Below are 12,297 nucleotides of genomic sequence, written 5' to 3' on the forward strand. Positions count from 1 at the left end.
AGGAGCGCGCCGCTCATCCGCGCCGCGCCCCCGTCCATCTTTATTACATCGTCGCCATGTCGATGACGAAGCGGTAGCGCACGTCGCTTTTCAGCACGCGCTCATAGGCCTCGTTGACCTGGTCCATGGAGATGGTCTCGATTTCCGAGACGATGTCGTGCCGGCCGCAGAAATCCAGCATGTCCTGGGTTTCCTTGATCGAGCCGATCATCGAGCCGGCCAGCGTGCGGCGGCCGCCGATCAGCGAGAAGGCGTGCACCGGCACCGGCTTTTCCGGCACGCCGAGCAGCACCATGGCGCCGTCGACCTTGAGCAGCGAGAGATAGGCGTTCCAGTCGATATCGGCGCTGACCGTGCAGAGGATCAGGTCGAAGCTTCCGGCGAGCGTCTTGAAGGTTTCGGCGTCGGAGGTGGCGTAATACGTCTTGGCGCCGAGCTTGAGGCCGTCTTCCTTCTTCGACAGCGACTGGCTGAGCACGGTGATGTCGGCGCCCATGGCCGCGCCGAGCTTGACGCCCATATGGCCGAGGCCGCCCATGCCGACGATCGCCACCTTCTTGCCGGGGCCGGCGTTCCAGTGCTTGAGCGGCGAATAGAGCGTGATGCCGGCGCATAGCAGGGGCGCGGCGGCGTCGAGCGGCAGGTTTTCGGGGATGGAGAGCACATAGCCTTCCTTGACCACGATGCTGTCGGAATAGCCGCCATAGGTCGGCGTCGTCCCGTCGGCTTCATAGGCGTTGTAGGTGCCGATCAGGCCCGGCATATACTGTTCGTTGTCGAGATCGCGGGTTGCGCATTGCGTGCAGGAATCGACGAAGCAGCCGACGCCGACATGGTCGCCGACCTTGAACTTGGTCACCTTTGCGCCGACCTCCGTCACCACGCCGGCGATCTCGTGGCCGGGGACCATCGGATAGATAGAATTGCCCCATTCGTTGCGCGCCTGGTGGATGTCGGAATGGCAGATGCCGGAATATTTGATCGAAATGACGACGTCGTCGTCATTGGGGGCGCGGCGCTCGAAGGTGAAGGGCGTGAGCGGGCTGGACGCATCTGTGGCGGCGTAGCCTTTTGCGATCGGCATGGGAAACCTCGTCGTCGAGTGATGTCAGGGAAACGCCCGCGCGACTGCTGAAAATGCGGCGGGCATGGCAAGAACCCGTTGGATATAGGTCGCGAAATCCGGCCCGCAAGGCCGTCGCGCAAATTAGAGGGCCGGCATGGAGGACGCCGGAGCGAGCCGCTCCGGCGCTCGGACGAAACCCGCCCGCCGATCACACCACCAGGATGTCGCGCGCGCCGAGGTCGACATCGCCGGTGAACTGGGCGACGAGCAGTTTCCCGCCATCGCCGGCGCCGTCGGCGTCGTAATAGAGCGCGTCGCGGCCGGCATTGTAGATCAGCCTGTCGTCGGCGTCCTTCGCCTGCGAACCCAGCGTGAAGACGTCGTCTGCGACGCCGCCCCTGGCGAGCGCGGCGAAGACGGAAGCGTCGAGTTCGAGCGTGTCCCGGCCGGTGATGAAGCCGATGACGAGCGTCGCCGCCTTGTCGGTCAGGCTGCCGTCGAGCAGATAGGCGTGGCCGTCGCCGCGCGCCGTCTCATTGGCGCGCGCATATTCATAGACGCCGTCCCGGAACTTGAAATATTCGATATTGGTCACCCGGTCCGTGCCGTCGTCGAAGACGCTTGTTCCGGACTTGTGCGTCAGGATCACGGCGGAGCCGGGATAACGGATGGAGTAGTCGTCGAGATCGCCATGGTAGATCACCGTGTCTTTCGCGCCGCCGCCGCCATTGATCTTGTCGTCGCCGCCATTGCCGGTGATGCGGTTGTTGGCGCCGTTGCCGGTGATCGCGTCGTTGCCGTCGCCGCCGACGGCGTTTTCGATCACCGCCGTCTTCACCGTGCGGTTCGACGCCATGGTGATGCCGGCATAAACGCCGGAGACATAGGAGACGCCGCCGCCGGCGTCGGCCGCGCCTTCCCGCAGCGATGCGGGACGCAGGTCGAGAACGGCGCGCTTGGCGCCGTCATAGCGCAGCGTGTCGTTGCCGCCGGTGTCCCAGGGCGTCGTCCAGTAGCCGTTCTTGTCCGACAGCGTATAGACGTCGTTGCCGGTATGCGCCTGCTTGATCCCGTAGACCGCCTGGATCGCCTCGATGTCGAAGGCGGCGGGGTCGATGCGGAAGCCGTAACTCTGGCTGTGCGGGCCGAGTTCGCCGCTCTTCAGCTTGATCGAGCCATCCGCCTTGAAGCTGTAATTGTCGTTATACGACATGATCGTATAGGTGATATGGTCATAGGTCTTGTCCGCATAGATGCTCGAGCCGCCGCCATTGTCGTGCGGATGAGCGAGACCCAGCGCATGGCCGAGCTCATGCAGCAGCGTCTCGTAGGAAAACGAGCCCGGCTTGAGGTCGGAGGGATCGACGAGCTTGTTCCAGAACCGCCCGATGGCGTTGCCGAAGGACCAGGCGTCGTCGGGCGTTTCATGATCGGCATAGACGATTCCGCCGCCGCCCCAGGCGCTCTGGCCGACGATCTTCTCGACCAAGTTCGCCTGCGAATACGAGTTGGTCACCGAAAAGCTCAGCCGGGTGACCGATGTCCATTCGCCGAGCACGCTTTGATAGAAATTCTTCTGCGCCTCCGTCCAGCTATGGGCGGCGGTGTCCTGGAAATAGAGCTGCAGCGGCGCGTCGCTGCTCCAGGCATAGGTCTGCGAGGCGTTGACGCCCTTCCAGAGAATCCCTTCGAGAAATACGTTCTCGCCGTCGTCGACATTGCGCTTGATCACTGTGGCCATAAGTGTCCCTCCGCCCGTTCCCGCGTGAATCAGTGCCCTCGGCCCAGATAGTTTAGAAACTCGTGGCCATGTCAAAGGAATTGGCCCGCCGCAGGAGTGTCGCCGGCCATTCACCCAAAAAAAGACGCGCCGGGCGGGCCGGCGCGCTGAGACGTGAGCATTGCGACGGCGCGATCAGACGACGAGGAAATCGCGCGCCGCCACATCCACGAGATCGCCGAACGCCGCGACCAGCACTTTTTCGGCGCCGCCTGCGCCATCGGCGTCGTAGTAGAGCGCGCGCGCGTCGTAGTCGAAGATCAGGTGATCATCGGCGTCGAGCGCCTTGTCGCCCAGAACGAACTGATCGGCGTCGAGCCGGCCCTTGGCGAGCCCGTCGAACAGATCGTCCTTCAACACGATCGTATCCTCGCCGGAGGTGAAGCCGACCAGCATCGAGAACATCTTGCCAGGGTCCACGCCGTCGACGGCGAACGTCAGTCCCGTCGCGCGGGCGTTGGACGATTGACGGCCTTCGACCAACGAAACATAGCCGTTGGAGAAGTGCAGGTATTCGACGTTCTTCAGGCGGTCGAAGCCGTCGTCGAACTTGCTGGTGTTCTTTTCCTGTTCGACCAGCGTGCCGCTGGCGAAGATGCGAACCCAGTAATTGTCGTAGGCGCCGCGGTAATTGACGAGATCGACGGCGCCGCCGCCGCCATCGATGACATCGTCGCCGCCGCGACCGGAAATCCGGTTGTTGGCGTCGTTGCCGATGATCCGGTCGTCGCCGTCGCCGCCGACGGCGCGTTCGATCACCGCCGTCTTGACCGTGCGGTCGGACGCCATGGTCACGCCGCCGTAAACGCCTGCGACATAGGACAGGCCACCGCCGGCGTCGGAAGCGCCTTGCTTGAGCGAGGCCGGTCGGAGATCCAGCGTCGCGCGGCCGTCGCCGTCATAACGCAGCGTATCGATGCCGCCGGTGTCCCAGGGCGTCGTCCAGTAGCCGTTCTCGTCGGAGAGACGATAGACATTGTCGCCGCGCGCCGCCTGCTTGACGCCATAGATCGCCTGGATCGCCTCGATGTCGAAGGCGGCGGGGTCGATGCGCAGGCCATAGTCCTGGTCGAGCCCGCCGAGCGCGCCGGCGCGCAGCGTGATCTTGCCATTGGCGCCGAAGCTGTAGGCTTCGTTGTAGGACATGATCGTATAGGCCGAATGGTCGTAGCGCGTGTTTGGGAATATCGAGGAGCCGCCGCCCTTGTCATGCGGGTGGGCGAGGCCCAGCGCATGGCCGAGTTCATGCAGCACGGTGGAATAGATCAGCGATCCCTCCCGGGTCGAGCCGTTCTCCAGCATGTCGTCCCAGTACCAGCCGCGCGACACGCCGTTCTTCATTTCGAAATAGGGCGTTTCATGCGCGCCGAGCGTGACATTGCCGCCGCCGCCGCCGCCGAAGAATTTCTGGGGCACGATCGTTTCGACCATGTCCGCTTTCGTGGCGTCATTGGTCAGGCGATAGCTCAGCCGGGTGACGTCTGTCCATTGGTCGAACACTGATTTGAAGAAGGACTTGTCCGCCCATGTCCAGCTGTTGGCGGCCGTGTCCTTGAAGTGGATCCACAGCGCCTGGTCGTTCCAGGCGGCGATCGTGTCGGAATCCACTTTCTTCCAGAGAATGCCCTCCAGGAACACATTGTCGTCGTCGTCGATCGTCCGTTTCTGAACCCGCGCCATATGTCGCCGTCTCCCTTGCCCTGGAATCACCGGAGCCCGATATTTGAGAAACCAGAGGCGCTGTCAAAGGCTTTGAGGTATGCAAAACGGGGCGCCGCGGACGCTGCATGCGGTCACGGGCCGTGAATATCAGGCGTTCGGCGAGGTCGGGCTTGCCATGGCGACCGCGTGGGGTCATAAGGACCGCACCGGCGTAGCCGCGCGCCGCAAGCGCGCGCGCAAACGTTGCCTTGGCTTTCGTGGAACGGTCTCCGCGCGTTCCCGGGCCGCGCCGGTCGCATTTCCAGGCCGTTCCGGCGCCTCTAATTCCGCACACCAAGGACCATCATGACCATCGAACTCACCCCGACGCAGATCAAGGCCCTCAAACTCGTCAAGGACGGCGGGCTTCATCTCGGCGAGGGCAACAAATGGACCCACCTCAACGCCGAAGTGACCTATGCGCGCACCGACCGGTTCAAGGAGCGCCCGCAGCCGATCAAGACCGTCACCACGGCGGTGATCACCCAGTTGCGCGACCACGGCCTGATCAAATCCACCAGCGAAGGCGCCGACGCCGACACCGCCGCCCATGAGATCACCATGGCCGGCAAGATGTGGCTTCTTCAGAACAAGTGACGCTCTGCGCCGTGGTCACGCCGCGGCGCGCCGACGCTCCTCCTCGACCTTGAACCGGCCGAGCAGGCGGGCCAGGTTTTCGGTTTCCTGACGCAGGGTCGCGGTGGCGGCGGTGGTTTCCTCCACCATCGCAGCGTTCTGTTGCGTCATGTGATCGATCTGGCTGATGGCGCCGTTGATCTCGGCGATGCCGGACGATTGCTCGCGGGCCAGCGTGGCGACGTCGCCGATGCTGGCGTCGATCGTCGCCACGCGGCGATCGATGCCCGACAGCGACTTGCCGGTCTCCTCGACCAGATGCACGCCTTCGCCGACCTGCTGACTCGACGCGGTGATCAGCGCCTTGATCTCCTTGGCCGCATTGGCCGAACGCTGCGCCAGTTCCCGCACTTCCTGAGCGACGACGGCAAAACCCTTGCCGGCCTCGCCGGCGCGCGCCGCCTCGACCCCGGCGTTGAGCGCCAGAAGATTGGTCTGGAAGGCGATTTCATCGATCACCCCGATGATCTCGCCGATTTTCCGCGACGACTCCTCGATGCGGCTCATCGCCGAAATGGCCGATCCGACGATGCCGCTCGACGTTCCGGCATCGGTCTTGGCGGCGGCCGCCATGGTCTTGGCCTGGTCGATGCTCCGGGCCGACGACTGGATGGTCCGGCTGATTTCCTCGATCGCGGCGGCGGTTTCCTCCAGATTGGCCGCCTGTCCCTCGGTGCGCGACGACAGCTGCGCCACCGCCGCGTCGATCTCGGCGGCCGTGCGCGTGACGGTGTCTGTCGAGACGGCGATGTCGTCGAGCGCCTGGGCGAGATTGCCGATGGCGCAGTTGAAATCCTGCTCCAGCCGGGCGTAATCGGCCGGAAGGCCGCTCATCCGCACCGTCAGGTCGCCCGACGACATCAGCCCGAGCGCGCGTTCGAACTCGCCCATGACCGCCTGCTGCTTTTCCACCTGCTCGCGATCGGCGGCGTCCTGGCGGGCGCGGGCGTCGGCGAGCGCCTGCTGCTGGGCGGCGCGGCCGTCCTCCAGCGCGCGGCGTTCGATCACCGACCGGCGCAATTCGACCAGCGCCGCCGCCATCCGGCCGATTTCGTCGCGGCGATCGGTATGGGCGACCTCCTCGGAGGCGTCGCCGGCCGCGATGCGCGCCATGGCCGCCTGCAGGCCGCCGAGCGGGACCGAGATCGAGCGGCCGATCATCACCGAAAACAGGATGGTGACGAGGCCCGCCAAGGCGAGGATGCCGGCGGTCTTGGCCATGCCGCTGGAATGGATGGCGGCGATATCGTCGTTGTAGACGCCGGTGCCGACGATCCAGCCCCAGGGCTCAAACAGCATCACATGCGAATTCTTGCCGACCGGCGCGTCCGAGCCAGGCTTCGGCCACATATAGTCGACGAAGCCCTGGCCGTTCGCCTTGGCGGTGCGCACGAACTCCTGAAAGATGAAGACGCCGTCGGGATCCTTCATGCCGGACACGTCGGTTCCGTTCAGTTTCGGCTTGGCGGCATGGGCGATCATCCGGGCGTCGAGATCGTTGATCCAGAAATAGCCGTCCGCGCCGTAGCGCATCGCCATGATTTGGGCGATCGCATCGGCCTGCGCGGCCTCTCTGGTGATTTTCCCCTCCGTTTCGAGCGTGTGATAGCGCTTGAAGATCGAAACGGCGTTCTCGTTCATCTGCGCCAGCATCGCCTTCCGCTCCGCCACCACATCGCCGTAGCTTTCCTCGTTGCGAAAGAAAAGGGCGGCTGCGAGGACCAGAAGGCAGAAGCCGGTCAGTATGAAAACGCGAAACAACACCGAAAGATTTTTCATGCCACCTGCTCTTCAATCATGAGTTTCATATAAAATGCGGGGCTAAAGTTGATAAAAGTTAAATCAAACCCCCATGGAACTGACCCTTCACTTCTCTGGAAAGGGCGGTTGCGCCAGGCGGATTGCTTTGCGCTTGTTCTCGGCTCGGCCGCGCCTATATGGTCGCAAGACTGATTTGCGGTTGAAAAAGGGAGAGGTTCATGGATCGGAACGCTTTCGTGGCTCGTTTCGGCGGGGTGTTCGAACATTCGCCGTGGATCGCCGAGCGCGCCTTCGACGGAAATGGCGCGCCGGAGCCTCTGTCGGCGCCGACGGTGCACGCCGCGCTCGCCGCCGAATTCCGCGCCGCCGGCGACGAGGAGCGGCTCGGCGTGCTGCGCGCCCATCCCGATCTCGCCGGCAGGCTGGCGGTGGCCGGTCAACTGACCGAAGAGTCGCGCGCCGAGCAGAAGGGCGCCGGGCTGGACCGTCTGACCGAGACGGAATTCGCCCGCTTCACCGATCTCAACACCCGTTACCAGTCGAAATTCGGCTTCCCTTTCATCATCGCCGTCAAGGGCCTCGGCAAAGACGACATCCTCGCCGCCTTCGAACGCCGCATCCACAATTCCCGCGTCACCGAATTCGACACGGCGGCGCATGAGGTGGAGAAGATCGCCAGGCTGAGGCTGGAGGCGATGGATTGGTCCTGACGGCTCGTGCCGATGGCGTCTCGAAGGTCGGCGCCCGGCGATCAGGCGATCTTGCCGATGGCCGTTAGCTCGGAGGCGCGCCTCACCTGATTGCGCCCGGCTTTCTTGGCTTCGTAAAGCGCGGCGTCGGCGGCGCTGACCAGAGCTTCGAACGTCTCGGCGTGCTCGCCCAAACCGGCCGCGCCGCAAGAGATCGTGACATGCGGCAGCGCAATGCCGTCATTGGTGATCCCCAGCATGGACACGGATTCCCTGATGTGATCCAGCCTTGTCGCCGCGTCCGTCGATCCGGATTCGCTGAACAGGATCAGGAATTCTTCGCCGCCATATCTGAACAGCCAGTCGCTTTCGCGCAGTTTGGACTGGATGTGCTGGGTCACCGTGATGAGAGCCGCATCGCCCGCCTGATGGCCATGGGTATCGTTGTAGCGCTTGAAATGATCGATATCGAGCATGGCGATGCTCAAGGGGCGGCCATAGCGGATGGCTTTCGCCATTTCCTTCTCGAACACCGTCTCGAGATGGCGCCGATTGAACGCCTTGGTCATGGGGTCGCGGATCGACTGGTCTCGCAGGCTTTCGCGCAGCCTGATGTTCGACAGGGTCAGGCCGATCTGGCGCGCCGCCATTTCCGCCAGCCGGCGCGTATCGCGACGTTCGGCGGCGTCGGACCCGGCCGTTTGGGCGAGCAGAGACAGCAGTCCCAGAGTTTCGCCTTGCGCCACAAGCGGGATGCATAACTCATGATCCGCATGTGGCTCCGAGGCGTGATGCTCGCAACGTGGGCGGACATCGTTTGCGTCCCGCGCCTCGATTTGCCCGCGCCGAAGGCCCCAGCAATCATGCGGCGCAAAATGGCTGGGAAACGCTCTGTCTCCCCATGAACCGATCAGGTCCAGCCGGTTGCGCGACGGAGCGGTGATGTAGATGGCGCCGGAATTGTTGGGAAACAAGCGCTCCAGGAATGGACCGATGACAGCGGAGATCTCCTCCATGCTGTTACAGCTCTGCAGAAAATTACTGGCCTCGTTGAGCTGGGCGACATCATTGCGTTCCCGCGCCAGGCGTTCTGACTGCTCTCGGAGCGTGACGGCCATCGCCTCATGTTCCATCGAGGCCTGGGTCTTGCGGGCGATTTCCCTCCGTCCGAGAAAGAAGAGCGCCGCAAGCAGCAAGGCCGTTGTGGCGATAAACCCGATCAGGGTAAGAAAAGCCGCGCGCTTGGCCAGTTCCGCTTCCGCTTCGCGCTCCAGAAGAAGGCGCTCCTCCGCCTGCTGCATGCGCTCGACCGTGCGATAAAACTCGATCCCGATCTCCTTACCGCGATTTTTGCGCACCTGCTCCACGGCGCCAGCGGAATTGCCAGCGCTCTGGAGCACGATGGCTTCGCCCATTTCGTCAAACCTCAAGTCGATGAGCTCGCTCATCTTCTCGACGTAACGAAGCTGTTCGGCATTGTCTGAGACCAACTCCCGCAATCGGTCCAGTTTGGAGCGGATGATGTTGGCGGCGCTGTAATAAGGGTCGAGATAGCGGATATCCGATGTCAGCAAATATCCGCGCTGGTTGGATTCGGCATTGGACTTTTCCACGCTGACCCGCGCCAACTCGCCCTTGACGATGATGGAATGCCTAACGCGGTCATTCGTATCGACCAGGCTGACCAGACTGAGAAAGAGTACATAACTATTGACCACGAGCGTCGCGCAGGCGGCGCCCATCAGCAGCTTGCGATTGTACGTGCGCTGTCCCGTCATGACCTGCCTGTTATGAGAGTTTCCAAAATTATCCCTGATTTGTTTTTTCTACGTAAACGCCACCCTGGAATTGATGCGTGTTCTGCGACAAAATGTCCACTCGGCTCAAAATCCGTCGGGTTGCGTGATGACGATCGGGGGCGGAGAGGGAAAGACTGGCGTCGGGCCGCCGGCGTCAGAAGTTTCATTTCAATCCCTGTCGCCCCGCGCTATAGCTAGCCGAAGCAGCAAGCCCAGACACAAGAATGAGGAACGCCTTGCCAGTCTCCTACGGAACGCTCGACATGCCCGCTTTCGCCGCGGGCGCCGTCAATCTCGCCTCGGCCCGGCTGGGCGCGACGGCGGTTTTCTCCACCGACGAATTCTTCGCGCCGCTCTCGCGCATGCTCGCCGACGAGCCGCCGCTCTGGGATCCCGATCTCTACGACGACAACGGCAAATGGATGGACGGCTGGGAAAGCCGCCGCAAGCGCGTGGAAGGTCACGACCATGCGGTGATCAGGCTGGCCATGGCCGGCCGCATCCAGGGTTTCGACGTCGATACGCATTGGTTCACCGGCAACTATCCGCCCTTCGCCGCCATCGAAGCCGCGTTTTCGCCCGATGGCGACCCCGATCCGAACGACGACGCCCAATGGACCGAACTGGTGGCGAAAAGCCCGCTGGGCCCGTCGGCCCATCACTTCTACGAGAACGCCGACAAGACCCGCGTCTGGACGCATCTGCGCCTGCACATCTATCCCGATGGCGGCGTGGCGCGGCTGCGCGTCTATGGAACGGCGGCCTTCGACTGGTCCAAGGTCGGCGCCGATCAGGAAATCGACCTCGCCTACATCTTCCACGGGGCCAAATCGCTGGCCTGGTCCGACGCCCATTACGGCCATCCCGACAAGATGCTCGAGCCCGGCCGCGGCAAGAATATGGGCGACGGCTGGGAAACCAAGCGCCGCCGCGGCCCCGGCCATGACTGGGCGATCATCCGTCTCGGCCATGCCGGCGTGATCCGCAAGGTCACGGTCGATACGCATTTCTACAAGGGCAATTTCCCGGACACCTGCGAACTGTTGGGCGCCTATCTGCCCGATCTCGGCGACACGCTGACGCCGGAAGAGATCGCGGCGTCGGAGAACTGGACGCCGATCCTGACCAGGAAGAAGCTGGCCATGGATCATGTCCATGATTTCGCCGGTTCCGACGTCGAACCGATCGGCCCCGTCACCCATGTCCGCTTCGCCATGCATCCCGACGGCGGGGTGATGCGGCTCAGGTTGCTGGGCGTGAAGGCGTAAGGTCTTCCACCGGCGCGTGGCAGACTTGCCGCCCGCGCCTTCAGGTCTTGCCCGGAAAGGACATCCCATGAGCGTCGCCTTCCTCAAGGAAGAAAGCGCCGAAACCGCGTCGGAAACGCTGCTGCCGCCGCGCGAGATCTCGCCGCACGCCAATCTCGTCACAGAGACGGGCCTGAAAGCGCTGGAAACGGCGCTTGCCGAGGCGCGCGAGCTCTATCAGGCGGCCAACGCGATCGAAGACGTCAACGAACGCCGCCGCCAGCAGGCGAGCCCCTTGCGCGACATCCGCTATTATTCCGAACGGATCGCCAGCGCCCAACTGATGCCGGCCCCCGCCGATCCAGACGTGATCGCCTTCGGCTCCTCCGTCACCTTCCGCCGCGAGGACGGCCGCGTCGAAACCTACCGCATCGTCGGCGAGGACGAGGCCGATCCCAAGGCGGGCACGATCTCCTATGTGTCTCCCATCGCGCGCCTTCTGATCGGCAAGAGCGAGGGCGATGTGGTGGTCATGGCGGGGAAGGAGATCGAGATCGAGGCGGTCGGGTAGGGGACGAAGTGTGTGGCCATGTTTGCTTCTGCCCTCCGGGCCACCCCCCTCTGTCCTGCCGGACATCTCCCCCTCAAGGGGGGAGATTGAGGGAGGCGCCGGCTTCCCCACTTTCAACGAAAATGGCTGGGCGAGGATCGAGCCGCCAGCCAATCTCCCCCCCTTGAGGGGGAGATGGTCGGCAGACCAGAGGGGGGTAACCCCAGGCGACGACCCTTCTTCCAGGTCAGCGCCGATGCCTGTGGAGCGCTACGCGCCAACTTGAATCTCACTGGCCGAAATAAAGAAGAAATGAAGCCGTGAAGGTCTTGGATGGAAGAGGATCTACACAGCAATCGGCAACGACATTTTCTTCGACGAATTCTGACCAGCTGTTGCAAAAAGCAATTTAGACCAATGGGACAGGATGTAGGTAATTTGTGGCGAGCAAGAGGAGGAAGGCGAAATTGGAATCCAAATATCAGCATCATGGAACAGCGCTTTACGGAAAACGGGCTGTCGCCATCTGGTTGTTGATCGGAGTGTTGCCGCTGCTCGTGCAAATATCAGGAAACAATTTCTTGCCATCGCCGGCATGGATACGTGATGTGCGCGATCTGGCAATGTTGGTTGGAATTGGCACGGGAGGATTCACTGTATGGCTGATTGTGTCTTCTGTTTCCCAATCAAGCAGTAATGAGCTGAAGAAAGTAATTGCCGTCATAGCTTCCCCTGTTCTGGGGTATTGCCTCGGCGCTACTGTCGTCAACATCGCGGTTCCGATGGTGATGGCAATTGTATTCGGGGGGCCTGTCGAAATGGCCTATGTGGTCGATCAAGCGCGTGACGCCGATGAAAAATATTGCAGATCGTCCGTCACCTTCCAGGGCGCGCCATTTCCGTTCGACCGCGTCTGTGGCGTAAGCGACACTTTTCGGAAAACGCTGCAGCCGGGAACGAATATCGTGGCGACAGGTCGTGGTACGAAATATGGTCTCTTTGTCTCTGACTTAGAAAAAGCCAAATGAATTTATACCGTCCCGTTATGCCCGCTGACCCCACCCGCAA

10 protein-coding genes are annotated in these 12,297 nt (G+C 62.7%); 5 read left to right on the forward strand and 5 right to left on the reverse strand.

The features are described from left to right. Window positions 1–43: 43 nt before the first annotated feature. From OCK01_RS13870 to OCK01_RS13880, 3 genes are all read right to left on the reverse strand, one after another. Window positions 44–1,084 (reverse strand): NAD(P)-dependent alcohol dehydrogenase, encoded by a 1,041-nt coding sequence (locus tag OCK01_RS13870; protein WP_263824429.1) that lies wholly within the window; start codon window positions 1,082–1,084, stop codon window positions 44–46. A gap of 190 nt (window positions 1,085–1,274) precedes the next feature. Continuing rightward, window positions 1,275–2,807: a M10 family metallopeptidase gene (locus tag OCK01_RS13875; protein WP_263824430.1), complete on the reverse strand. Its 1,533-nt coding sequence runs from the start codon at window positions 2,805–2,807 to the stop codon at window positions 1,275–1,277. Window positions 2,808–2,981: 174 nt separating this feature from the next. After that, complete coding sequence (locus OCK01_RS13880) at window positions 2,982–4,526, reverse strand: zinc-dependent metalloprotease family protein (RefSeq protein ID WP_263824431.1); 1,545 nt, start codon at window positions 4,524–4,526, stop codon at window positions 2,982–2,984. Window positions 4,527–4,853: 327 nt separating this feature from the next. On the opposite strand from OCK01_RS13880, the gene OCK01_RS13885 reads away from it, so the two are divergent. Beyond that, window positions 4,854–5,144 carry a hypothetical protein gene (locus OCK01_RS13885; protein WP_182826933.1) on the forward strand — a complete coding sequence of 97 codons (291 nt, stop codon included), beginning with the start codon at window positions 4,854–4,856 and terminating at the stop codon, window positions 5,142–5,144. A gap of 15 nt (window positions 5,145–5,159) precedes the next feature. Here OCK01_RS13885 and OCK01_RS13890 read toward each other — a convergent pair whose 3' ends face one another. After that, the gene (locus OCK01_RS13890) at window positions 5,160–6,962 is read right to left on the reverse strand and encodes a methyl-accepting chemotaxis protein (RefSeq protein ID WP_263824432.1); all 1,803 of its coding nucleotides are present in this window, start codon (window positions 6,960–6,962) and stop codon (window positions 5,160–5,162) included. A gap of 200 nt (window positions 6,963–7,162) precedes the next feature. On the opposite strand from OCK01_RS13890, the gene uraD reads away from it, so the two are divergent. Further along, window positions 7,163–7,654 carry a 2-oxo-4-hydroxy-4-carboxy-5-ureidoimidazoline decarboxylase gene (gene uraD / locus OCK01_RS13895; protein WP_263824433.1) on the forward strand — a complete coding sequence of 164 codons (492 nt, stop codon included), beginning with the start codon at window positions 7,163–7,165 and terminating at the stop codon, window positions 7,652–7,654. Between the two features lie 41 nt (window positions 7,655–7,695). On the opposite strand, the gene OCK01_RS13900 is transcribed toward uraD, so the two are convergent. Beyond that, on the reverse strand, window positions 7,696–9,411 hold the full coding sequence (locus OCK01_RS13900) for a GGDEF domain-containing protein (protein ID WP_263824434.1): 1,716 nt from the start codon (window positions 9,409–9,411) through the stop codon (window positions 7,696–7,698). Window positions 9,412–9,695: 284 nt separating this feature from the next. Here OCK01_RS13900 and alc point away from each other — a divergent pair, with 284 nt between their 5' ends. From alc to OCK01_RS13915, 3 genes are all read left to right on the forward strand, one after another. After that, window positions 9,696–10,700: an allantoicase gene (alc, locus tag OCK01_RS13905; protein WP_412179012.1), complete on the forward strand. Its 1,005-nt coding sequence runs from the start codon at window positions 9,696–9,698 to the stop codon at window positions 10,698–10,700. A 67-nt stretch (window positions 10,701–10,767) separates the two neighbouring features. Continuing rightward, window positions 10,768–11,250 carry a transcription elongation factor GreA gene (gene greA, locus OCK01_RS13910; RefSeq protein ID WP_263824436.1) on the forward strand — a complete coding sequence of 161 codons (483 nt, stop codon included), beginning with the start codon at window positions 10,768–10,770 and terminating at the stop codon, window positions 11,248–11,250. Between the two features lie 446 nt (window positions 11,251–11,696). Then, on the forward strand, window positions 11,697–12,257 hold the full coding sequence (locus tag OCK01_RS13915) for a hypothetical protein (protein ID WP_263824437.1): 561 nt from the start codon (window positions 11,697–11,699) through the stop codon (window positions 12,255–12,257). Window positions 12,258–12,297: the final 40 nt, after the last annotated feature.

It is taken from the genome of Rhizobium sp. TRM95796, from assembly GCF_025779995.1.
Classification (GTDB): domain Bacteria; phylum Pseudomonadota; class Alphaproteobacteria; order Rhizobiales; family Rhizobiaceae; genus Rhizobium_E.

What these genes read in the sequence shown, in the direction of transcription:
- OCK01_RS13900 (WP_263824434.1), bottom strand. Translation starts at nt 9,411, where the DNA reads ATGACGGGACAGCGCACGTACAATCGCAAGCTGCTGATGGGCGCCGCC.
- uraD (WP_263824433.1), top strand. Translation starts at nt 7,163, where the DNA reads ATGGATCGGAACGCTTTCGTGGCTCGTTTCGGCGGGGTGTTCGAACAT.
- OCK01_RS13875 (WP_263824430.1), bottom strand. Translation starts at nt 2,807, where the DNA reads ATGGCCACAGTGATCAAGCGCAATGTCGACGACGGCGAGAACGTATTT.
- OCK01_RS13880 (WP_263824431.1), bottom strand. Translation starts at nt 4,526, where the DNA reads ATGGCGCGGGTTCAGAAACGGACGATCGACGACGACGACAATGTGTTC.
- OCK01_RS13870 (WP_263824429.1), bottom strand. Translation starts at nt 1,084, where the DNA reads ATGCCGATCGCAAAAGGCTACGCCGCCACAGATGCGTCCAGCCCGCTC.
- alc (WP_412179012.1), top strand. Translation starts at nt 9,696, where the DNA reads ATGCCCGCTTTCGCCGCGGGCGCCGTCAATCTCGCCTCGGCCCGGCTG.
- OCK01_RS13885 (WP_182826933.1), top strand. Translation starts at nt 4,854, where the DNA reads ATGACCATCGAACTCACCCCGACGCAGATCAAGGCCCTCAAACTCGTC.
- OCK01_RS13890 (WP_263824432.1), bottom strand. Translation starts at nt 6,962, where the DNA reads ATGAAAAATCTTTCGGTGTTGTTTCGCGTTTTCATACTGACCGGCTTC.
- greA (WP_263824436.1), top strand. Translation starts at nt 10,768, where the DNA reads ATGAGCGTCGCCTTCCTCAAGGAAGAAAGCGCCGAAACCGCGTCGGAA.